Below are 21377 nucleotides of genomic sequence, written 5' to 3'. Positions count from 1 at the left end.
AAGGAGCCCCGTCATGAACCTGCATCAGTTCGCCGAAACCCACGAAGTCACCAACCAGCCACCGTCGCTGGACGGCACCAACCTGTACCGCATCGACCTGCCGTTACAGGAGTGGTCGCGGCGGTTCGGCGCCGGCTGGGCCGAGTCGCGGATCGACGCTTACGGCGCGCTGGCCGGCGGGCCGCTGATGGAGGCCGGTTTCCTCGCCAATCAAAACAAACCGGTGTTCGCCAGCCATGACCGCTATGGTCATCGCATCGATCTGGTGGAATTTCACCCGGCGTATCACGAGCTGATGCGCACCGCCATTGAACACGGCCTGACGTCGTTGCCCTGGGCTCATCCACAGGACGGCGCCCATGTTGCCCGCGCTTCCATGACCTATCTGCACAGCCAGGCCGAAGCCGGCAGTGGCTGTCCGTTGACCATGACTTTCGCCAGTGTGCCGGCGATGCGTTTGCAGCCGAATCTGGCCGAACAATGGCTGCCGAAAATCCTCGCCACCGAATACGACCCGCGCAATGTCGGCATGGCCCACAAGGCTGGCGTGACCATCGGCATGGCGATGACCGAGAAACAGGGCGGCACCGACGTCCGTGCCAACACCACCAAGGCTTATCCGGTCGGTGCCAGCGGCCCGGGCCAGGCCTATGAACTGGTGGGCCACAAGTGGTTCTGCTCGGCGCCGATGTGCGATGCGTTCCTGACGCTGGCGCAGACCGACAAGGGTTTGAGCTGCTTCCTGCTGCCGCGCCATCGCCCGGACGACACGCGCAATCAGTTCTATATCCAGCGCCTGAAAAACAAGCTCGGCAACCAGTCCAACGCTTCCAGCGAGGTGGAGTTCCGAGGCGCTCTGGCGTGGATGGTCGGTGAGGAAGGGCGCGGCGTGCCGACCATTATCGAGATGGTGGCCATGACCCGTTTCGATTGCATGGTCGGTTCCAGCTCGCTGATGCGTCAGGCACTGACCCAGGCCAGCCATCACTGCGCTCATCGCAAGGTCGGCGGCAAACTGCTCAGCGAACAACCGCTGATGCAAAACGTGCTGGCCGATCTGGCGCTGGAAAGCGAAGCCGCGCTGGCTCTGAGCCTGCGTATGGGCAAGGCGCTGGATCATCTCGATGACCGCCATGAAGCGCAGTTCGCCCGACTGGTGACGGCGGTGGGCAAATACTGGATCTGCAAACGCGCGCCGGGAATGATCAACGAAGCCGCCGAATGCATGGGCGGTGCTGGCTATGTCGAGGAGAGCATCCTGCCGCGGCTGTACCGCGAAGCACCGGTGAACTCGACGTGGGAAGGCTCCGGCAACGTGCAATGCCTCGACGTGCTGCGCGCCTTGTCGAAAGAGCCGGGCGTACTCGATGTGTTGTTCAGCGAGTTGGGCGACGGTCATGGCGACAAGCGACTGGCGGCCCATATTCAGCAGTTGCAGGCGCAGTTCAAGGACACCAGTGACATTCAATACCGCGCACGGCAACTGACCGAAGACATCGCTTTGGGACTGCAGGCGAAGCTGCTGCTGGAGGCCGGGAATTCGGCGGTCAGCGATGCTTTTATCGCCAGTCGACTGAGCGGTGGCGGCCGGGTCTACGGCGCGTTGCCGCGCGGGCTGGATGTCGAAGCCATCGTCGCTCGCTCTACGCCGCAAGGTTTCTGAAGCATCCTTGTGGGAGCGGGCTTGCTCGCGAAGGGGCCGGTACATTCAACTTCAATGTTGTCTGTGCTGACGCCTTCGCGGGCAAGCCCGCTCCCACAGGGATCGCATACACCTGTCAGATTGATGAATAGCCACAACGCCACTGTTTCCGTGACGCCACGATGCAGGCAAGATGAAGCTCTGCAAGTCAGAACACAGGAAGCTGATCGTGACCGAAGCGTTTATTGTCGTTCAAACCGCCGAACAGGCCGTGGATCGTCTCGCCGAGCTGCATGAGCGGGCCACCACGGCGCTGAACTCGGCGCTCAAGCGTTATCTCAAGGATCGCGTCGAGCCCGACGCCGAGCAACGTGCCCTGTTCCGTTATCCCGAACTGCGTCTGACCTACCACTGCCAGGGCGAAGTCCCGCAGACCACCCGCGCTTACGCCAAGGTGCAGTTGCCGGGCACCTACAGCGTGACCGTCACCCATCCGGCGGCGTTTCGCAAATACCTGCTGGAGCAGCTCACGCCGCTGATGCACGACTTCACCGTGACCGTTGAAGTGGGTGTCAGCGAGCAGAACATTCCCTATCCGTACGTGGTCGAGCAGGGCGATGAACTGGCCGGCTCCGGCGTCACCGCTGCGGTGCTGGCGCGGGTGTTCCCGAGTACCGACCTGTCCGCCGCCACTGATGGCATCGCCGACGGTCTCTACGATTGGGAAAACACCGATCCGCTGCCATTGGCGCTGTTCGATGCGGCCCGCGTCGATTTTTCGCTGCGCCGTCTGGTGCACTACACCGGCAGCGACTGGCGCCATGTGCAGCCGTGGATTCTGCTGACCAACTACCACCGTTATGTCGACCAGTTCATCGTCCATGGCCTGGAGCAACTGCGCCGCGACCCGCGTTTTGTACGCATGGTGTTGCCGGGCAACGTGATCATCGAAAAGGGCATGGACCACGGCGAAGCCTCGGCGATTGCCGCCGGTGTGGTCTGGCACCGCTACCAGATGCCGGCCTATCACCTGATCGCCAGCGATGGCCACGGCGTGACGCTGGTGAATATCGGCGTCGGCCCGTCCAATGCCAAGAACATCACCGATCACCTGGCCGTGCTGCGCCCGCATTGCTGGCTGATGATCGGCCACTGTGGCGGCCTGCGTCAGTCGCAGACCATCGGCGACTACGTGCTGGCTCACGCTTATATGCGTCGCGACGGAATTCTCGACCGCGTGGTGCCGCCGAACATTCCGATTCCGGCCCTGGCCGAAGTGCAGTTGGCGTTGCAGCAAGCGGCGGCCAACATCACCGGCGAAAAGGGCGAAGAGCTGAAGAAGCGCCTGCGCACCGGCACCGTGCTGACCTACGACGACCGTAACTGGGAATTGCGCTGGGCCCAGGAGCGACCGCTGATCAACCTGTCCCGCGCCGTGGCGGTGGACATGGAAAGCGGCACCATCGCTGCCCAGGGGTATCGCCTGCGGGTGCCGTATGGCACGTTGTTGTGTGTGTCGGACAAGCCGCTGCACAGTGAAATCAAGCTGCCGGGTTCGGCCAACGCCTTCTACGAGCGTGCGGTCAGCCAGCACTTGAAGATCGGCATCGAAGCAGTGGATCTGCTGCGCACCGAACTCAACTCGCTGCACTCGCGCAAACTGCGCAGCTTCGACGAGCCGCCGTTCCGCTAACGGTTTGTCGTGGTCATTTGGCGGTCGGGGCACTAGCATTGTCAGCCCTGATCGCTAAATGTCTGCTCTCTTATGTCCCGTCCCCCACGTCCACCTTCCCGCCGCCCCGGCGCGAAGCCCGCTTCTTCAGCCCCGCGCCGTGTCGCCAAGGCGCCGCCGGCCGAGCCGAAGCTGATCCTGTTCAACAAACCGTTCGATGTGCTGACGCAATTCAGCGACGGCGAAGGACGAGCGACGCTCAAGGATTACATCGACGTTCCGGGCATCTACCCAGCCGGAAGGCTCGACCGCGACAGCGAAGGTTTGTTGCTGCTGACCAACGACGGCCAGTTGCAGGCGCGGATCGCCGACCCGAAGCACAAACTGGCGAAAACCTATTGGGTACAGGTCGAAGGCGTGCCGACGGCCGAGCAGTTGCAGCGCCTGCGTGACGGCGTTGAATTGAATGACGGCATGACCTTGCCCGCCGAAGCGCGGCAACTGGACGAGCCCGAACTGTGGCCACGCAATCCACCGGTACGCTTTCGCGCAACGATTCCGACAACCTGGCTGGAACTGGTGATTCGCGAAGGACGTAACCGCCAGGTGCGGCGGATGACGGCGGCGGTGGGGCTGCCGACGTTGCGGCTGGTGCGGGTCAGGATTGGTGACTGGTCGATCGAAGGGCTCGATCAGGGCCAGTGGAAGGAAGTGCCGGCGCGCTTATAAGGCGCCGGATTCGATCAGGCCGATCACCACGCTCTTAATGATGAATGCGGCCACGCCCAGGCCCAGCACGAAGAACAGAATGAACGAGCCAAAGCGTCCGGCCTTGGACTTCTTCGCCAGATCCCAGACGATGAAACCCATGAAAATGATCAGGATGCTGACCAGACCGGTCATCATCCACTCTTCAAATACTGCTGGATCCATCGGGCATCTCCGGCGCTGCGCGGCTGAAAGGGCGGCCGGGAGTATACGCCAGCGGCGAACGACGCAGCATTGACCTGCGTCGGTGTGCCGCAGTCATTCGTCGATTTCAGCTGCGCAGATGAGTCAGCGGCAGTTCGGTGCTGTTGAGCACCTGATTCAGCACAAAGCTCGAGCGCACGCTGGTCACGCCTTCAATCCGGGTCAGATGCCCCAGCAGCAGCTTCTGATAGTGATCCATGTCCGGCACCACCACTTTCAGCTGATAGTCGGCATCGACCCCGGTGACCAGACTGCATTCCAGCACCTGCGGCAAGGTACGGATCGCCGCTTCGAAGTTCTCGAAACGCTCCGGCGTGTGCCGGTCCATGCCGATCAGCACGTAGGCGGTCAGGCTCAGGCCGAGCATCTTGCGATCGAGCAGGGCGACCTGGCGGGAGATGTAGCCGTCGTCCTCCAGTTGCTTGACCCGGCGCGAGCACGGGGAGGGCGACAGACCGATGCGCTCGGCCAGTTCCTGGTTGGAGATGCGGGCGTCGCGCTGCAATTCCGCCAAAATACTGAGGTCGTAACGGTCGAGTTTGCTCATCAAACGATCCTTTGTCTTAACTATTGCGGCGGATTATCTATCCAGGGTTAAAAATTGCGCAAGTGATGTTTATTTGAGCAATCTTCGCAATCATCTGTCGCGGCTCCGGGCCTATTCTTAACACCAGAATCACTGCTCGGTAACACAGTCCACGCGGCCCGCCCAATCCGGCCTGCCGCGGCCGCCACCCCCACCGGGGTTGTGCCGGCCCCCGAGCTGCACACTGTCCAGAAGACGGCGTGAGGTGAGCCGACGTCAAAAGCGTCGAGCCAGGACGAAGTTCTCTAGAAGGGAGGCCGACGGGTCTCCCTTTTTTCTTGCCCGCGATTTGGCCCTTCTCGCTCAATAAATAAATGACGTGACTGATAACCTGTAGCAGAACCCGGTGTGCACGTCCCCGGTCTTAGCTACAAGACCTTCTATTACAGGCTCTAGCCCGCAGTGAGGAATTTCATGAAGTCGCGCATCTGGCGTCTGGCCAGTGTTGGTTTGCTGTGTGTGAGTGTCGGTGCGCAAGCGCTGGCGGATGAGCCGCAGAATCGCGGCCCCGACGGCGGCGGACGCGGGCCGGAGCATCAGGGCAACAATCAGGGGCATGGCGGCGGTGATCAGCAGCGTGGCCAAAACAGTCCGCAGCGGCAGAACAACGACATCATTCGTGGCGACAATAGCCGCCAGTTCGAGCACAACGGTCAGCAGAACCACGGCCAGTGGCAGAACCAGAATCAGCCACGTCCGGCCTACAACCCCAACCCGGTACGCCAGCCGCCACCGCCGCCGCAACTGCCGGCCAATGACCTGCCGATCCAGCCGCGCCCCGACACCGTGCGCCAGACCCAGGAACCCCGTCAGGGTTATTACCGCGATGAGCGTCCGCAGAACGGCTATCACCAGAACTGGCAGACCGGCAATCGCCCCAACGACAACCGCTGGCCGGGTCGTCCCGACGGGCGTGGCAACGGCTGGGGCCCCGGTCCGCAATACCGGCCGGGTCATGTGATCGACCGTTTCCCGGATCGCGATTACCGCGTGCCATATCGCGGCCAGGATTATTTCTACTCCGGCGGCTACTGGTATCGCCCGCAAGGCCCGCGCTACATCGTGGTCCAGCCGCCGCGCGGGATTCGCATCCAGTACCTGCCGGATTACGCTCGTGAGGTGTGGATCGGCGGTTCGCTGCTGTTCCTCGCCGCCGGTTCGTACTACGCCTATCAGGAAGCAACGCAGGATTACGTGGTGGTCGAGCCGCCGGTGCAGCAGCCACCGCAGCCGACCGGCAATGGTTATGACGTGGAGGCGTATCCGGCCAACGGTCAGTCACCGGAGCAGGTTCAGCGCGATGGTTACGAGTGCTATCAGTACGCGGTGCAGCAAAGCGGCTTCAACCCGCGCACCGCGACTTACCAGCCGGCGCCCGAAGTGGTGCAGGCCTACCGCCAGGCACAGGGCAATTGCCTGAGCAGTCGCGGTTATCAGGTCAACTACTGAGCCCGAGCGGCTTTGACCACTTCCTGCGGGTCGGCGTGCACCAGCACTTCGGCCCGTGGGTAGGCTTTGTGAATCGCATCCGCCGCCTGATCGCTGATGCCATGGGCGACTGACAGCGTCAGTTCCCCCGGCAATTCCAGGTGCAATTGCACGAACCAGTGATTGCCGGAAATCCGCGTGCGCAAATCATGCGCGCCCAATACCCCCGGCACACCGCACGCCAGTTCGAGCATGTGCTGACTGACATCCGTCGGCAGCTCTTCATCCATCAGCACCGAAAAACTTTCCCGGGCGATCTGGATTGCGCTCCACAAAATGTACGCCGCAATTCCCAGACCAAACCACGCATCCAGTTGTTCGAAACCCAGCCCGGCCAACACCAGCGCAATCAGAATGCTGCCGTTGAGCAACAGGTCCGAACGGTAATGCAGCGAGTCCGCCCGCACGGCGTTGGAGCCGGTCTGCTTGATGACCCGATGCTGCAGCATCAACAGTGCGACAGTCAGCAGCAGGGAAAACACGATCACACCAATGCTCAGCCACGGCGCGCCGAGGGGCTCGGGATTCTTCAGGCGCTCATAAGCCTGAAATGCAATCAGCACCGCACTGCCGCCAATGAACAGCGCCTGCGCCATGCCCGCCAGGGATTCGGCCTTGCCGTGGCCATAACGATGATCGTCATCCGCCGGGCGCAGCGCGTAATGCACCGCCAGCAGATTGAGCAACGAAGTGACGCCATCGAGGGCCGAGTCGGTGAGGCCGGCGAGCATGCTCACCGAACCGCTCAGCCACCAGGCGATGGCTTTGGCGATGATCAGCGTACAGGCAACCGCCACCGAGGCGCGGGTCGCCAGCCGCAGCAGGCGGGCGTGTTCGGTGCTTGTGGTCATGGGTGCGTCAATTCCTTATGCGGCAGGTTGCAGGCCGAACATCGCCAGTTGCTGGGTGCTGCCCTTGTGCTGGATCAGGCGCGGGTCGTCCAGCGGCAGATTGCGGCCCAGCTCGGTTTCGAGAATAGCCTGCAACTTGAGGTTATCGACCTGGCCGTCCGGGCCGATGGCTTGCTTGAGTTTGGCCGGATCGACTTGCGCCGTGTGGCCCGGTTCGAAGTAGATCGCGCCGGTGGCGAAGTCCACGGCAAACGCGATCACGCCGGGAAGGATATAGAACAACAGACCCACGGCATCGAGCACGGCAATCGCCGGGTCGATCTTGCCGTCGATCTGGCCGCGCCGGTCGGGATAGAAAATCGAACCGCACGCGGTGATCTGGGTGAGCAGGGTGGCAACCAGTACACCGCCGATCAGGCGAGAAGGTAAGCGCATGGGAATCTCCTGAGTCATCTGTTAACGAAGCGTCATCGTGTGAAGTTAAGACCCTGACGAACGCCTGGCAGTTCGCCGTTATACTCGCCGCTCTGTTTGGGAGCCAGCATGATTTCTTTGCCGATCGATGAAGTTTTACCCGCCCTGCGTGAAGCGTTGGCGACACGCCACGAAGCCGTGCTCGAAGCACCGCCCGGCGCCGGTAAAACCACCCGCGTGCCCTTGGCCCTGCTCAATGAAGCGTGGCTGAACGGGCAGACCATTCTCATGCTCGAACCCCGTCGGCTGGCCGCGCGCGCAGCCGCAGAACGGTTGGCCAGTGAGCTGGGCGAGAAGGTCGGTGAAACCGTCGGTTATCGCATCCGCCTCGACAGCAAGGTCGGCCCCAACACCCGCATCGAGGTGGTCACCGAAGGCATCCTCACCCGGCGTTTGCAGGACGACCCGGCGCTGGAAGGCGTGGGTCTGCTGATCTTCGATGAATTTCACGAACGCAGTCTCGACGCCGATCTGGCGCTGGCCCTCAGTCTGAACGGTCGCGAGCTGTTTCGAGCTGAACAACCGCTGAAGATTCTGCTGATGTCCGCCACCCTCGAAGGCGAACGTCTGGCCGGGTTGCTCGACGACGCACCGATCCTGCGCAGCGAAGGCCGGATGTTCCCGGTGACGATGCGCTGGGGCCGGCCGTTCCAGCCCGGCGAATACATCGATCAACGCGTCACGCAAACGGTGCTCGAAGCCCTGCACGATGAAACCGGCAGCCTGTTGGTGTTTCTGCCGGGGCGAGCGGAAATCCGCCGTGTTCATCAACAACTGGCGGACGCCATCGGTGAACGCAGCGACGTGTTGCTTTGCCCGTTGCACGGCGAACTCGACCTCAATGCCCAGCGTGCCGCCATCGACCCGGCCCCGGCAGGCCAGCGCAAAGTGGTGCTGGCCACCAACATCGCCGAGACCAGCCTGACCATCAACGGCGTGCGCGTGGTGATTGATGCCGGGCTGGCGCGGGTGCCGCGTTTCGATCCGGGCAGCGGCATGACTCGTCTCGATACTCAACGCATCTCCAAAGCCAGTGCCACCCAGCGCGCGGGCCGGGCCGGGCGTCTGGAGCCGGGGGTGTGTTATCGGCTGTGGTCGCAGGATCAGCACGAACAACTCGCGGCTTATGGCAGTGCGGAAATCCTTTCGGCGGATCTGGCTGGCCTGGCGTTGCAACTCGGGCGCTGGGGCGTGGCGCCGAGTGATCTGATCTGGCTGGACGTGCCGCCCGCCGCCGCTTATGCACAGGCGCAGGATCTATTGCAGCGCCTCGGTGCGCTGGACGGTGAAACCCTCAACCGTCACGGTCAGGCCATGGCTGAATTGCCGGCGCACCCGCGCATCGCTCATTTGCTTTTGCGCGGTCAGGCACTGGGTCTGGCGAACATGGCGTGCGACGTCGCCGCGTTACTTGGTGAGCGCGACATTTTGCGTGGTGCGGGGGCGGATCTGCACAGTCGTCTGGTGCTGCTGTCAGGCGAAGAACGCGCGGCGCGCGGTGCTCAGGGCGGCGTGCAGCGCGCCCGGCAACTGGCGCGGCAATATCGCGGTTACCTGCGCGGCAAAGCGAGCGAGCCGGTCGCCGATCCGGATCACCCGCGCTGGCTCGGCGCCTTGCTGGCACTGGCCTACCCGGACCGCGTCGCCCAGCAGCGACGGGCCGGTGGCGCCGAATATCGACTGGCCAACGGCCGAGCGGCCTTGTTCGCCGAAGCCGACAGCCTGATGAAGGAACCGTGGATCGTGATCGCCGACCTCGGCAGCCGCCAAGGTCAGCGCGAAGAGCGGATTTATCTGGCGGCGGATTTCGATCCGGCGCTGTTCGATTCGGTGCTGGCCGAACAGGTGCACAACGTCGATCAACTGGACTGGGACGAACGCGAAGGCGTGTTGCGCGCCGAGCGTCAGCGCAAGGTCGGCGAACTGATCCTCAGCCGCGAGCCGCTGACCGGTCTCGATGAAAACGCCCGCAGCCAGGCACTGGTCAATCTGGTGCGGCGCAAAGGTCTCGAGCTACTGCCTTGGACCCCGGAACTGCGCCAGTGGCAGGCGCGAGTCGCGTTACTGCGCCAGCTCGATCTGGACGCCAAGGGCGACAGCCAATGGCCGGATGTCAGCGACGCCACGCTGCTGAAAACCCTCGAAGACTGGTTGATGCCTTACCTGGGCAAAGTCTCGCGCCTCAGCCATTTCGCCAACCTCGACCTGTCGAGCATCGTCCGTAATCTGCTGCCATGGCCACTGCCGCAACAGCTCGACGAACAGGCCCCGCATCACCTGAGCGTGCCGTCGGGCTCGTCGATTCGCCTCGACTACAGCGAGCAGCCACCAATTCTCGCCGTGCGCTTGCAGGAGCTGTTCGGCCTCGCCGACACACCACGCATCGCCGGCGGCCGGCAAGTGGTCAAGTTGCACCTGCTGTCGCCCGCTCGGCGTCCGGTGCAGGTGACGCAAGATCTTGCCAACTTCTGGCGCAGCACTTATGCCGAAGTGAAGAAGGATCTGAAGGGACGTTATCCGAAGCATTACTGGCCGGATGATCCGCTGGTGGCCGAAGCTACCGCACGAGCCAAACCGCGCGGTACGTGAGGCTCAGCGACTGGCCTTCGCCGTCAGTTGCTCCCGACAATAATCGGCAAACAACTGCGCCGGTTTGGTCAGTTGTCCGCGTTTGAGCCACGCTGCTACCAGTCCTGAACCGGTAACGTCTTCGACGATGTCGACGCACACGACTTTTTTGCCGTCGTAGGTGCATTCCGAATGGGGGCGGGTGACCAGGATCGAGAAGCCGAAACCCTGGCCGACCATGCCGCGCACCATTTCGATTGAGGGTGAGCTGAACTCGATGCGTGGCGACAGGCCGAGTTCTTCGAACAGGCTGACGAAGTAGGTGCGGCTCGGTTGCACGTCGAGCAGGATCATCGGTTCCAGGCACAAGTCCCGCAGCGAAACCTGCTTGAGCTGGGCGAAGCGGTGATCGGCCGGGAGCAGGGCGTAAGGCCGTTGGGCCGGCATGAGGGGTTCGGTTTCGATGGTGGCATCGAGATCGTGCTTGTAGAGGATTGCCAGATCGAACGTGCCCGAAGTCAGGCCTTGCACCAGTTCCTGTTGTTCGCCGTCGCGGATGCGGATCTTCACCCCCGGATACAGCGCCGAGAAGCCGGCAATCAGTTGCGGCAGGTACAGCGGCGCGACCGTTTCAAAACAGCCTATATCGATCTGCCCGGCCACCACGTCGTTGTCGGCGAGGGCGTTCTGTTCGAACTCCTTGGCCATGCGCAGCAGCTCCTGGGCCTTGCGGAAGAACCGCGCGCCGCTGGGCGTCAGTGACACGCCCTGGGCGTGATGGCGGATCAGCAGTTGCACGCCGAAGCTGTCTTCCAGCCCTTTGATTGCCGTGGAGATCGCCGGTTGCGCGATGTACAGCTTGCGCGATGCTTCGGCGACGCTGCCGCATTCGACGGTGGTGATGAAGTATTTCAACTGACGCAGGTTGTAAGCGGCCACGGTGAACCTCAAAGCGAACGGATTTCACATCCAAGCAATTTGTAAGCCGCCGGCCTCCGTTCTGTCGGCGGTTTTTTTGTCCCTGAACAATAGCCCCATACGCGCGCGAAGGGGCCATCGGCTGGTTACCTTTTTTATTGTCTGCGAAGACATTTTTACTGGTTTTAGCCCGCACGGGCCTGAGCGACTATCGACCCCGCACTGTTCTCAAAAGAATAAAAGTCCAAGGAGCAACCACCGTGTTCGAGCTTGCAGACTGGCAGCGCAAGGCCGCTGAATTGAGCTATCCGTACCAGGCCGTGATCGACGGCAAACTGCGTGCGGCGCAGTCGGGGCAGACCTTTGCCGCGATCAACCCGGCTACTGGCCAGTTGCTGGCAAACGTCGCTGCGTGCGGTGAAGAAGACGTCGATGCGGCGGTGAAAAATGCGCGGCAGGTGTTCGAGGCCAGCACCTGGGCCGGGCGTTCACCGACCGAACGCAAGCAAGTGCTGCTGCGGCTGGCGGATCTGATCCTGGCCAATCGCGAAGAGCTGGCGCTGCTTGAGTCGCTGAACATGGGCAAACCGGTGACGGACGCTTACAACATCGACGTGCCGGGCGCCGCCGGGGTGTTCCGCTGGTACGCCGAAAGCCTCGACAAACTCTACGATCAGGTCGCGCCAAGCACCTCGAACGTACTGGCGACCATCACCCGCGAAGCGCTGGGCGTGGTCGCCGCCGTGGTGCCTTGGAATTTCCCGCTGGACATGGCCGCGTGGAAACTCGCCCCGGCGCTGGCGGCGGGTAACTCGGTCATTCTCAAACCCGCCGAGCAATCACCGTTCTCCGCGTTGCGTCTGGCCGAGCTGGCGCTGGAAGCCGGGCTGCCGGCCGGCGTGCTTAATGTGTTGCCGGGGCTTGGCGAACAGGCCGGCAAAGCCTTGGGCCTACACCCGGATGTCGATTGTCTGGTGTTCACCGGCTCGACCCAGGTCGGCAAATATTTCATGCAGTACTCCGCGCAGTCGAACCTCAAACAGGTGTGGCTGGAGTGCGGCGGCAAGAGCGCCAATCTGGTGTTCGCCGACTGCAAGGATCTGGATCTGGCGGCGCAGAAAGCCGCGTTCGGGATCTTCTTCAATCAGGGCGAAGTCTGCTCGGCCAACTCGCGGTTGCTGGTGGAGCGCTCGATTCACGACGAGTTCGTCGAGCGTCTGAAGGCCCAGGCCGAACGCTGGCAGCCGGGCGATCCGCTGGACCCGGCGAGCGCGGCGGGGGCGATCGTTGACACCCGTCAGACCGAAAGCATTCTGCGCTTCATCCATCAGGCCGAACGCGAAGGCGCGACCCGCTTCTGCGGCGGGCGGCAACTGAGTTTCAACGGTTCGGACAACTTCATTCAGCCAACGATTTTCACCGACGTGCAGCCGCACATGACCCTGTTTCGCGAAGAAGTGTTCGGCCCGGTGCTGGCGGTAATTCCGTTCGATGACGAGGCCCACGCCTTGCAACTGGCCAACGACAGCGTCTACGGTCTGGCGGCGTCACTGTGGACCGATGATCTGCACCGCGCGCACCGGGTGGCGCGGCAATTGCGAGCCGGTACGGTGTCGGTCAACAGCGTCGATGCGCTGGACGTGACCGTGCCGTTCGGCGGTGGCAAGCAATCCGGTTTCGGCCGCGATCTGTCACTGCACTCGTTCGACAAATACACCCAGTTGAAAACCACCTGGTTTCAACTGCGCTCATGACAGCCGCTCACAACAAGAAAGGAGATCCGGCGATGACCACCTCACGTGAAACCCGCGACTACCAGGCCGCCGATGCAGCGCACCACATTCATGCGTTCGTCGACCAGAAGGCCCTCAACGACGAAGGCCCACGGGTGATGGTGCGCGGTGACCGCCTGCACCTGTGGGACAACGATGGTCGACGTTACCTCGACGGCATGTCCGGGCTGTGGTGCACCAACCTCGGCTACGGGCGCAAGGATCTGAACGCTGCGGCGAGCCGGCAACTGGAGCAGTTGCCGTACTACAACATGTTTTTCCACACCACCCACCCGCAGGTGATCGAGCTCTCCGAGCTGCTGTTCAGCCTGCTGCCGGGGCACTACAGTCACGCGATCTACACCAACTCCGGCTCCGAGGCCAACGAGGTGCTGATCCGTACCGTGCGCCGTTACTGGCAGGTGCTGGGCAAGCCCGAGAAGAAAATCATGATCGGCCGCTGGAACGGCTATCACGGTTCGACCCTGGCGGCGACGGCCCTCGGCGGCATGAAATTCATGCACGAAATGGGCGGGATGATTCCCGACATCGCGCACATCGACGAGCCGTACTTCTTCGCCCACGAAGGCAACCTGACCCCGGCGGAGTTCGGCCTGCGGGCGGCGCAGCAACTGGAAGCGAAGATCCTCGAACTGGGCGCGGACAAGGTCGCCGGCTTCATCGCCGAACCGTTCCAGGGCGCCGGCGGAATGATCTTCCCGCCGGAAAGCTACTGGCCGGAAATCCAGCGCATCTGCCGCAAATACGACGTGCTGTTGTGCGCCGATGAAGTGATCGGCGGCTTCGGTCGCACCGGCGAATGGTTCGCCCACGAATACTTCGGTTTCGAGCCGGACACTCTGTCCATCGCCAAAGGCCTGACCTCCGGTTACATCCCGATGGGTGGCCTGATCCTGTCGAAGAAAATGGCCGACGTGCTGGTGGAGCAGGGCGGTGTGTTCGCCCACGGTCTGACCTATTCCGGGCACCCTGTGGCGGCGGCGGTGGCGATTGCCAACCTCAAGGCCCTGCGCGATGAAGGCGTGGTGACGCGGGTCAAGGATGACATCGGCCCGTACCTGCAACAGTGCCTGCGCGAAGTGTTCGGCAATCATCCGCTAGTGGGCGATATTCAGGGCACGGGCATGGTTGCGGCGTTGCAACTGGCCGAAGACAAGGCCACGCGCAAGCGCTTTGCCAATGAAAACGACATGGCCTGGCGTTGCCGCACGATCGGTTTTGAAGAGGGGGTGATCATTCGCTCGACGTTGGGCCGGATGATCATGGCGCCGGCGCTGATTGCCAGCCGTGAAGAGATTGACGAGCTGGTCGGCAAAACGTTGAAAGCGGTTGATCGTACGGCGCAGGAATACGGTCGGCTCTGAGGTATTTGTAAGGCTCAAGGGCCCCTTCGCGGGCAAGTCGAAACGTCGCACCGCCGCTCCCACAGGTTTATCGGTCGTGCACAAGATTTGTGAACGATACCGGTCCCTGTGGGAGCGGGCTTGCCCGCGATTGCATCAGTCAATTCAACATCGTTTTTGCTGTCTTGCACCCCCTCCGTGCACCACCGCCAACAGCGCCCTTTCGCGGTGCGCACTACCCAGTTTTTTCATCGTTCGCGTCTAACTATTTCCTCGTTTTCCTGACGCCAAGCCTGGGTCAACATCGATTTCGCCAGCCAAGGCATTGCCCGCCAGAGTCCAGCAGAGACCGCAGCGTGCAATCGCGACACCACGGCTGGCCGTACTGCCCATGACAACTAAATCAACAGCGTTGGGAGTGCTCCATGAACAAGTCCTTGTTTACCCGTCTTGCGTGTCCTCTGGCGATTTCCGCCCTTTCCGTCACCGCCGCCCAGGCCGGCACCTTGTCGATCGGCCACACCACATGGGTCGGTTACGGCACCCTGTACCTGGCCCAGGATCTGGGCTACTTCAAGGAAAACGGCCTGACCGTCGAATTGCCGGTGGTCGAAGAAGCGTCGATGTACATGGCCGCCCAGGCGTCCGGGCAATTGTCCGGCTCGGCCTCGACCATCGACGAAGTGCTCAAGTACCGCCCGCAGTTCTGCTTCAAGGCCGTGGCCGCGCTGGATGACAGCCATGGCGGTGACGGCGTGCTGGTCGGCAAGAACGTGAAGAGCCTGCAAGAACTCAAGGGCCAGGCCGTGGCCGTCAACGAAGGGTCGACCTCGCAGTTCTGGCTGTCGTACCTGCTGAAAAAGAACGGCATGAGCATGAGCGACATCACCGTGCAGAACATGACCGCCGACGATGCCGCCACCGCGTTCATCGCCGGTCGCGTGCCGGCCGCGGTGACTTGGGAGCCGCATCTGTCGATGGTGCGCGACAAGCAGCAGGGCAAGGTGCTGATCGACAGCAGCAGTACGCCGGGCGTGATCGTCGATGTGGTGGCGCTCAACTGCACGGTGATCGAGAAGCAGCCGGAAGACGTCAAGGCGCTGGTCGCCGGTCTCTACAAAGCGGTGCAGTTCACCAAGGACCATCCACAGAAAGCCTACGAAATCATGGCCAAGGGCGTCGGCGGTTACCTGTCCGATCCGAAGGAACTGGCCGCCGCCGCGCAAGGCGTGCGCTTCTACGATCAGGCCATGAGCGAAAAGCTGCTTGGCTCGCCTGGCAAGCCGGGTGACAGCGCGCCGCTGATCAAACTGGCCAACGAAACCGCCAGCGAATTGCAGGGCAAACCCTACAACGTCAGCAACGACGATCTGGTCGACAACCGTTTCGTCAGCCCGCTCTAGGAGACTGGTCATGTTCAAGCGCAATTCATGGCTGAGCCGCTGCATCACGCCGAAGACCGGGCTACCGGTGCCGGTAGTGTGGAGCGCCAGCGGTCTGGCCTGGGTGTTGCTGGTCGGCTTGTGGGCCGGGTTGTCCTACGGCGGCATCGTGCCGGGGATGTTCCTGCCCACGCCCGGCGCGGTGGTCGAAGCCGCCGTGCGCCTGAGCCGCGACGGCACCCTCGGCCAGCATGTCTGGGCCAGTGTCGAAGTGGTGATGGTCGGCTTCATTGTGTCGTCGCTGGTGGCGGTGCCGCTGGGTTTGCTGATGGGCAGCTTCCGCATCGTCCAGGCGTTCCTCGAACCGCTGGTCAACTTCATCCGTTACCTGCCGGTGACCTCGTTCGTGCCGTTGTTCATCCTCTGGATTGGTATCGGTCTGGAGCAGCGCGTCTCGGTGATCATTTTCGGCGTGTTCTTCCAGCAACTGGTGATGATCGCCGACGTGTCCAAAGGCATCTCCAAGGATTTGATCAACGCCTCCTACACCCTCGGCTCCAACCGGCGTGACGCGGTGCTGCATGTGATCGCCCCGGCGTCGTTGCCGGGTGTGCTCGACACCTTGCGGGTGACCATGGGCTGGGCCTGGACCTATCTGGTGGTTGCCGAACTGGTCGCGGCTTCCAGTGGCCTCGGTTACTTGAGCCTCAAGGCCATGCGCGGCTTTCAGGTCGACGTGATTTTTCTCGCCATCGCGATCATCGGCCTGCTCGGCCTGGTCACCGATCAACTGTTCCGCTTCTTGCGTTTGAGGATTGCCGCATGGGCTCAGTAAGCGCTGCCAACCGTCGTTTCATCGAGCCGGTCGCCGCACCGGCACACGCCGCGCCAAGGTTGCAGGTGGACAAGGTCAGCCTGCGTTACACCAAGCCCGGCGGCGGAACCTTCACCGCGCTGGAAGAGGTGTCGTTCGAAGTGCCGGATCAGCAATTTGCAGTACTGGTCGGGCCGTCGGGCTGCGGCAAGTCGAGCCTGCTGTATCTCACCGCCGGCCTGGCCGAGCCGACCTCCGGCGAAATCTACGTCGGCGGTCAGCAAGTGCAGGGCCCGGGCGCGGATCGCGGGATGGTGTTCCAGAGCTACACGCTGTTCCCGTGGCTGACCGTGCGGCAGAACGTCGAGTTCGGCCTCAAGCGCCGGGGCATGCCGGCGGCGCGGCGCAAGGAGATTGTCGATCACTATGTCCACGAAGTCGGCTTGTCAGGATTTGCCGACAACTACGCCAAGCAGTTGTCCGGCGGCATGATGCAGCGGGTGGCGATTGCCCGGGCATTGGCCAACGACCCACAGATTCTGCTGATGGACGAACCCTTCGGCGCCCTCGACAGCCAGACCCGCCTGCAAATGCAGCAGCTGTTGTTACGGGTATGGGGCAACAGCAAGAAGACTGTGCTGTTCGTCACCCACGACATCGACGAAGCGATCCTGCTCGGCGACCGGGTGTATGTGATGGGCGCGCGGCCTGGGCGAATCAAACAGATTCTGGATGTGCCGATCGAGCGCCCACGCACGCTGGACATGGTGATGGAGCGCTCGTTCATCGACATGAAGCGGCAGATCTTCGGGCTGTTACACGACGATCTCGAAGAAGCTCACTGACGTCAGTTGGGTGGCAGGAGGAACCGCGCAATGACCGGCAAATGATCGGAAATGCGCAACGTATCGTCCTGCCGCACCGTGGCTTCGACCCGTTTGATTTTCGGGCTGTAGAACAGGTAATCGACCGTGCGGTCCGGGCCGTTGAGGCCGGGGTCGTTGGGGTAATGGGTCAGCCATTTGGCGCGGTCGATGCCGCTGGCTTCGTTGTTGGTCGGGATCATCGGGTATTTGTCCCACAGCACATGCAGCGCACTGTCGGCGGAGTACGGCGTGCGCTGCTCGGTGGGCAGGCGCCGGTACTGGCCGAGCGGCAACAGGTTGAAGTCGCCGCCGATCAGCCACGGCGTGCCGTGGCTTTCGTGTTTGTCGAGAACCTTGGCCACCGCTGTCACCTGCGCCTGCAAGGTGTCGTCCGGTTGTGTGGCGCGATCCAGATGGGTGTTGAACATCACCAGTTGTCCGCCATCGCTGAGCGGCAGAGTGGTGGCGAGCAGGGCGTTTTTCGGCTGGAACTGACGGCTGATGATGTTCGACGGCTGCACCGGCAATTGCAGGCGCTCGGCGTGTTCGATGCGGTAGCGGCTGAGGGTCGCGAGTTGCCGGCCGACGCTGCCGAAGATGTGCGGATCCGGGACGAAATCGGCCTTCCAGTCGAAGGCGTGGGCGCTGCACGGGTAGAGGTCGGTCAGGCGTTCCTGCAACAGCTTGAGCTGGTTCTGATAGTCGCTGGCCTTGGCGCCGTCATCCAGTTCCTGCAACAGCACCACGTCGGGCTGTTCGTCGCGGATCACCCGCGCCACTTCATCGAGGCTGAACGCCATGTCTTCCGGGGTCGGGGCTTCGTCGTCGCCTTGCGCCAGGTCATTCCAGAACACGTAGCGCTTGCCGGCCAGGTATTGCACGTTCCAGGTCATGACCTTCAGAGCCTGACCAGGGACCAGCGTCGGCGGTTGCCCGGTGCAACTGACCGGCAGGGTTTCCCGGGCGTCAGGGCGCCAGGTCAGGCTGTAGATCAGCGTGCCGATCAGGGCGAGGGCGAGCAGTACGGGCAACAGGATGTAGCGCAGTAGACGGGTCATGGCTCGGCTTATAGCGATACGGAAGTGGTCCCGAGCATACCCGAGACCCATCGATCAGCCCAAGCGCGGCGCAGTCAGACTATTCCGTCACGTTTGTCGGGCAATTCGCTGATCAACATGAACAGGCGGAACAGCACCACGCTGGTGAACAGTTGCAGGAAGCTGTGGCCACTGTCGATCAGCACCGCGATCAACGGATTCTGCGGATCGGGATAGACCTGCAGGGTCAGGCCCTTGAGCAGCCACAGCGGCCCCATCACACACAGGATGCACACCAGAATCCGCAGAAAATGCCCACGGCTCAGGCGCAGGCTTTCCTTCATCGCCTGCAACGGGCCGTAACCACGCAGCACCAGCAGATATTCACCAAAGGCCAGGGTGACCATCAGCCACAGGCCTGGCAGGAAATACAGGGACAGACCGAGCAGGATCAACAGCGTGTTCAGCGCAGTCAACAGGGCGAAGCGCGGCCACAGCCGAGCGGCCATCGCCAGCAGATCGCGGGTTTGCGGGGATTCGCCGCGGGTGCGGGCATCGAGAAACAGAATCAGCGCGGCGGTGTACAGCGGATAGACCAGCAGGCCGACGATCACGCTGATCGCCGAGTAACCGTCCGGGTCGCTGGCATGGTCGACCACCTGTTGCAGCACGGCTTCGAAAATCACCAGCGGCAGGCACAACTGGACGATCCGGCCCAGATTGCGTTTGAAGAAATACAGGGAGTCGCGCAGCACATCGAAGGCATTCATCAGTCGGTATCGCAGGTCAAAAACAGTGGCCCACTTTAACCGATGATCCGTTTCGCTGCGCAAACGTAAACGTTCGGTAAAGGTCATTGAAACATTCTGTTGCTGCCTCCATTACAGAGGTGCGCCTCCTCCGACGTGGAGGAGGGCAACGTTATCCCCGGCAATCTACGAGGTCGCCATGAACAGCGAAGAACAAACCCTGATCGATGGACTGTTTTCCCGGCTGCAACAGGCCGAAACGGAGGCAGCCCCGCGCGACGCACTGGCTGAAGCGCGGATCAAGGAACACCTGACGCGCCAGCCGGCCGCAGGTTATTTCATGACCCAGGCGATTCTGGTGCAGGAGGCTGCCCTCAAGAGCCTCGACGAACAGAACAAGCAACTGACTCAACAGGTCAAGCAATTGCAGGCCGAACTGCAATCGGCCAAGGCGCAAAGCGCGCCGCCGGCCTCCAGCGGTGGTGGCTTCCTGTCGAGCATCTTCGGTGGCAGCAGCCCGCGCCCGGCACCGACCCAGAGCGCCCCGGCCTCCACCGGCGGCTGGCGTGAGCCGGCACCTCAGCAGAACTTCGGTGCACCCGCGCCGCAACAGAACTTTGGTTCGCCACCACCGGGTTATGGCCAGCAACAAGCGGCCCCGGCGGCGGGCAGCAGCTTCCTCGGCGGTGCCCTGAAAACCGCAGCCGGTGTGGCCGGTGGCGTGATGCTGGCACAAGGCATCAGCAGCCTGTTCCATCACAACCAGCAGCCGGAAGAAATCGTCGAAGTCATCAAGGAAGAGCCGGCTCAGGTCAACGACCAGAGCAACAACGGCTGGGGCGATGACCAGCGTATGGCCAACAACGACTCCTACGGTAATGATCAGGGCGGCTTTGCCGACACCGACTACAGCGATGACAACTCATCGTTCTTCGATGACGACGATTCCTTCGTCTGATTCACCATTCGTCCGGGGCGCCTGATCGCCCCGGGCCGATTATTCGCGGAACCTTCCTTCGGGCTGGCATACTGAGCGCCTTTTTCGGGCCAGGTGCCTGATCCGGCTCATGCGCGTCAGCGCTCACAGGAACTCCGGTGAAAAAAATCGCAGTGTTCGCCGATGTGCAGAACCTCTACTACACCGTGCGTCAGGCCTATGGTTGCCACTTCAACTACGCGGCGCTGTGGGCGGACATCAGCAAGGACGGGCAGATCGTCGAGGCCTACGCCTATGCGATCGACCGGGGCGACAGCAAACAGCAGCAGTTCCAGCAGATTCTGCGCAACCTCGGTTTCACCGTGAAACTCAAACCCTACATCCAGCGCAGCGACGGCTCGGCCAAGGGCGACTGGGACGTGGGCATCACCCTCGACATCATGGACGCCGCCGACCATGTCGACGAAATCGTCCTGGCCTCCGGTGACGGCGATTTCGACATGCTGCTCGAACGCATCATCAACAAACACGGCGTGCAAGCGGTGGCCTACGGCGTTCCCGGCCTGACCGCCAACTCGCTGATCCGCGCCGCCAGCCGTTACGTGCCGATCGAAGGCGCACTGCTGTTGAAAAACTGAGCGTTGCTCAAGAATTGATTTGAACGGAGTTGAACCCGGTTTGGAACGCATTGCAGTCATCGACTTTGAAACCACCGGCATCTCGCCGAGCAGCAGCTGCCGGGCCACGGAAATCGCCGTGGTCATGCTGGAAAACGGCCGCATCGTCGAGCGTTACCAGAGCCTGATGAACGCCGGCGTCCGCGTCCCGGCCTTCATCGAACAACTCACCGGCATCAGCAACGCCATGCTGCGCACAGCGCCGTCGGCCGAGCGGGTGATGAACGAAGTCAACGAATTCGTCGGCTGCACGCCCCTGCTCGCGCACAACGCCGCGTTCGACCAGAAGTTCTGGGACTTCGAACTGGGCCGGATCAAACGCACCCGTTTGCAGAATTTTGCCTGCTCGCTGCTGCTGGCCCGTCGCCTGATGCCGGCGGCGCCGAATCACAAACTCGGTACGCTCACCACCTTTGCCCAACTGCCGCATACCGGCCAGGCGCACAGGGCGATGGCGGATGCGGAGATGGCGGCGAATTTGCTGGCGCATCTGGCGGATGAGTTGCGGCACAAGCATGGGGTGCAGGAGCTATCGCACGACTTGCTGTGCAAATTGCAGAAGGTGCCGGCAGCGAAAGTTGGGGAGCATCTTCAGCGCTATCGCTGAT

20 protein-coding genes are annotated in these 21377 nt (G+C 62.3%); 13 read left to right on the top strand and 7 right to left on the bottom strand.

From position 1 onward, the window contains the following. Positions 1-13: 13 nt before the first annotated feature. The 3 genes from KJY40_RS26525 (at position 14) to KJY40_RS26515 (ending at position 4043) form a co-directional block, all read left to right on the top strand. Complete coding sequence (locus KJY40_RS26525) at positions 14-1663, top strand: acyl-CoA dehydrogenase family protein (protein WP_230733693.1); 1650 nt, start codon at positions 14-16, stop codon at positions 1661-1663. Positions 1664-1835: 172 nt separating this feature from the next. Beyond that, a complete protein-coding gene (amn, locus tag KJY40_RS26520) occupies positions 1836-3335 on the top strand; it encodes an AMP nucleosidase (RefSeq protein ID WP_162130486.1) in 1500 nt (499 codons plus the stop codon). 72 nt (positions 3336-3407) lie between these two features. Beyond that, complete coding sequence (locus KJY40_RS26515; RefSeq protein ID WP_230733691.1) at positions 3408-4043, top strand: pseudouridine synthase; 636 nt, start codon at positions 3408-3410, stop codon at positions 4041-4043. Here KJY40_RS26515 and KJY40_RS26510 read toward each other — a convergent pair. Together KJY40_RS26510 and KJY40_RS26505 are read right to left on the bottom strand one after the other, a co-directional pair. Beyond that, a complete protein-coding gene (locus KJY40_RS26510; protein WP_003228500.1) occupies positions 4038-4247 on the bottom strand; it encodes a DUF2788 domain-containing protein in 210 nt (69 codons plus the stop codon). The two genes, KJY40_RS26515 and KJY40_RS26510, sit on opposite strands and share 6 nt — an antisense overlap. Positions 4248-4353: 106 nt before the next feature. Then, complete coding sequence (locus KJY40_RS26505) at positions 4354-4833, bottom strand: Lrp/AsnC family transcriptional regulator (protein WP_007909658.1); 480 nt, start codon at positions 4831-4833, stop codon at positions 4354-4356. Positions 4834-5286: 453 nt separating this feature from the next. Between KJY40_RS26505 and KJY40_RS26500 the strand changes: the two genes are divergently transcribed. Next, positions 5287-6321 (top strand): DUF6515 family protein, encoded by a 1035-nt coding sequence (locus KJY40_RS26500; RefSeq protein ID WP_230733688.1) that lies wholly within the window; start codon positions 5287-5289, stop codon positions 6319-6321. Here KJY40_RS26500 and KJY40_RS26495 read toward each other — a convergent pair. Together KJY40_RS26495 and KJY40_RS26490 are read right to left on the bottom strand one after the other, a co-directional pair. Then, positions 6315-7211 carry a cation diffusion facilitator family transporter gene (locus tag KJY40_RS26495; RefSeq protein WP_230733686.1) on the bottom strand — a complete coding sequence of 299 codons (897 nt, stop codon included), beginning with the start codon at positions 7209-7211 and terminating at the stop codon, positions 6315-6317. The genes KJY40_RS26500 and KJY40_RS26495 overlap by 7 nt on opposite strands. A gap of 15 nt (positions 7212-7226) precedes the next feature. Then, positions 7227-7646: a polyribonucleotide nucleotidyltransferase gene (locus KJY40_RS26490; protein WP_230733684.1), complete on the bottom strand. Its 420-nt coding sequence runs from the start codon at positions 7644-7646 to the stop codon at positions 7227-7229. Positions 7647-7754: 108 nt separating this feature from the next. Here KJY40_RS26490 and hrpB point away from each other — a divergent pair, with 108 nt between their 5' ends. Continuing rightward, complete coding sequence (gene hrpB / locus KJY40_RS26485; protein ID WP_230733682.1) at positions 7755-10274, top strand: ATP-dependent helicase HrpB; 2520 nt, start codon at positions 7755-7757, stop codon at positions 10272-10274. 3 nt (positions 10275-10277) lie between these two features. On the opposite strand, the gene KJY40_RS26480 is transcribed toward hrpB, so the two are convergent. Next, positions 10278-11192, bottom strand: a complete 915-nt coding sequence (locus tag KJY40_RS26480; RefSeq protein WP_007958716.1) for a LysR family transcriptional regulator — start codon at positions 11190-11192, stop codon at positions 10278-10280. A gap of 239 nt (positions 11193-11431) precedes the next feature. Between KJY40_RS26480 and KJY40_RS26475 the strand changes: the two genes are divergently transcribed. The 5 genes from KJY40_RS26475 (at position 11432) to KJY40_RS26455 (ending at position 17348) form a co-directional block, all read left to right on the top strand. Further along, entirely contained in the window at positions 11432-12925 is a 1494-nt protein-coding gene (locus tag KJY40_RS26475; RefSeq protein ID WP_230733680.1) for an aldehyde dehydrogenase, read from the top strand. 32 nt (positions 12926-12957) lie between these two features. Continuing rightward, positions 12958-14328 carry an aspartate aminotransferase family protein gene (locus KJY40_RS26470; protein ID WP_134828198.1) on the top strand — a complete coding sequence of 457 codons (1371 nt, stop codon included), beginning with the start codon at positions 12958-12960 and terminating at the stop codon, positions 14326-14328. 404 nt (positions 14329-14732) lie between these two features. Continuing rightward, the gene (locus tag KJY40_RS26465; protein WP_230733678.1) at positions 14733-15710 is read left to right on the top strand and encodes an ABC transporter substrate-binding protein; all 978 of its coding nucleotides are present in this window, start codon (positions 14733-14735) and stop codon (positions 15708-15710) included. Between the two features lie 10 nt (positions 15711-15720). Then, positions 15721-16524, top strand: coding sequence for an ABC transporter permease (locus tag KJY40_RS26460; RefSeq protein WP_007958721.1), 804 nt, complete (start codon positions 15721-15723; stop codon positions 16522-16524). Next, entirely contained in the window at positions 16512-17348 is an 837-nt protein-coding gene (locus KJY40_RS26455) for an ABC transporter ATP-binding protein (RefSeq protein WP_230733676.1), read from the top strand. Before KJY40_RS26460 ends, KJY40_RS26455 begins: the two co-directional genes overlap by 13 nt. A gap of 2 nt (positions 17349-17350) precedes the next feature. Here KJY40_RS26455 and KJY40_RS26450 read toward each other — a convergent pair whose 3' ends face one another. Together KJY40_RS26450 and KJY40_RS26445 are read right to left on the bottom strand one after the other, a co-directional pair. Further along, positions 17351-18427, bottom strand: coding sequence for an endonuclease/exonuclease/phosphatase family protein (locus tag KJY40_RS26450; protein WP_230733673.1), 1077 nt, complete (start codon positions 18425-18427; stop codon positions 17351-17353). 74 nt (positions 18428-18501) lie between these two features. Further along, a complete protein-coding gene (locus tag KJY40_RS26445) occupies positions 18502-19176 on the bottom strand; it encodes a YciC family protein (protein WP_007958726.1) in 675 nt (224 codons plus the stop codon). Between the two features lie 178 nt (positions 19177-19354). On the opposite strand from KJY40_RS26445, the gene KJY40_RS26440 reads away from it, so the two are divergent. From KJY40_RS26440 to KJY40_RS26430, 3 genes are all read left to right on the top strand, one after another. After that, positions 19355-20113, top strand: a complete 759-nt coding sequence (locus tag KJY40_RS26440) for a DUF2076 domain-containing protein (RefSeq protein ID WP_230733672.1) — start codon at positions 19355-19357, stop codon at positions 20111-20113. Between the two features lie 137 nt (positions 20114-20250). Next, positions 20251-20730 (top strand): LabA-like NYN domain-containing protein, encoded by a 480-nt coding sequence (locus KJY40_RS26435; protein ID WP_003228475.1) that lies wholly within the window; start codon positions 20251-20253, stop codon positions 20728-20730. 40 nt (positions 20731-20770) lie between these two features. Further along, positions 20771-21376: a 3'-5' exonuclease gene (locus KJY40_RS26430; RefSeq protein ID WP_230733670.1), complete on the top strand. Its 606-nt coding sequence runs from the start codon at positions 20771-20773 to the stop codon at positions 21374-21376. The last annotated feature ends 1 nt before the right edge of the window (position 21377 follow it).

This window comes from Pseudomonas fitomaticsae, assembly GCF_021018765.1.
Lineage (GTDB): Bacteria > Pseudomonadota > Gammaproteobacteria > Pseudomonadales > Pseudomonadaceae > Aquipseudomonas > Aquipseudomonas fitomaticsae.
This window is presented reverse-complemented; position numbering and strand designations above follow the sequence as displayed.

Excerpts from the sequence above, each read along its gene's own strand:
- KJY40_RS26525 (WP_230733693.1), top strand. The coding sequence starts at position 14 with ATGAACCTGCATCAGTTCGCCGAAACCCACGAAGTCACCAACCAGCCA.
- amn (WP_162130486.1), top strand. The coding sequence starts at position 1,836 with ATGAAGCTCTGCAAGTCAGAACACAGGAAGCTGATCGTGACCGAAGCG.
- KJY40_RS26515 (WP_230733691.1), top strand. The coding sequence starts at position 3,408 with ATGTCCCGTCCCCCACGTCCACCTTCCCGCCGCCCCGGCGCGAAGCCC.
- KJY40_RS26510 (WP_003228500.1), bottom strand. The coding sequence starts at position 4,247 with ATGGATCCAGCAGTATTTGAAGAGTGGATGATGACCGGTCTGGTCAGC.
- KJY40_RS26505 (WP_007909658.1), bottom strand. The coding sequence starts at position 4,833 with ATGAGCAAACTCGACCGTTACGACCTCAGTATTTTGGCGGAATTGCAG.
- KJY40_RS26500 (WP_230733688.1), top strand. The coding sequence starts at position 5,287 with ATGAAGTCGCGCATCTGGCGTCTGGCCAGTGTTGGTTTGCTGTGTGTG.
- KJY40_RS26495 (WP_230733686.1), bottom strand. The coding sequence starts at position 7,211 with ATGACCACAAGCACCGAACACGCCCGCCTGCTGCGGCTGGCGACCCGC.
- KJY40_RS26490 (WP_230733684.1), bottom strand. The coding sequence starts at position 7,646 with ATGCGCTTACCTTCTCGCCTGATCGGCGGTGTACTGGTTGCCACCCTG.
- hrpB (WP_230733682.1), top strand. The coding sequence starts at position 7,755 with ATGATTTCTTTGCCGATCGATGAAGTTTTACCCGCCCTGCGTGAAGCG.
- KJY40_RS26470 (WP_134828198.1), top strand. The coding sequence starts at position 12,958 with ATGACCACCTCACGTGAAACCCGCGACTACCAGGCCGCCGATGCAGCG.
- KJY40_RS26465 (WP_230733678.1), top strand. The coding sequence starts at position 14,733 with ATGAACAAGTCCTTGTTTACCCGTCTTGCGTGTCCTCTGGCGATTTCC.
- KJY40_RS26460 (WP_007958721.1), top strand. The coding sequence starts at position 15,721 with ATGTTCAAGCGCAATTCATGGCTGAGCCGCTGCATCACGCCGAAGACC.
- KJY40_RS26455 (WP_230733676.1), top strand. The coding sequence starts at position 16,512 with ATGGGCTCAGTAAGCGCTGCCAACCGTCGTTTCATCGAGCCGGTCGCC.
- KJY40_RS26450 (WP_230733673.1), bottom strand. The coding sequence starts at position 18,427 with ATGACCCGTCTACTGCGCTACATCCTGTTGCCCGTACTGCTCGCCCTC.
- KJY40_RS26445 (WP_007958726.1), bottom strand. The coding sequence starts at position 19,176 with ATGAATGCCTTCGATGTGCTGCGCGACTCCCTGTATTTCTTCAAACGC.
- KJY40_RS26440 (WP_230733672.1), top strand. The coding sequence starts at position 19,355 with ATGAACAGCGAAGAACAAACCCTGATCGATGGACTGTTTTCCCGGCTG.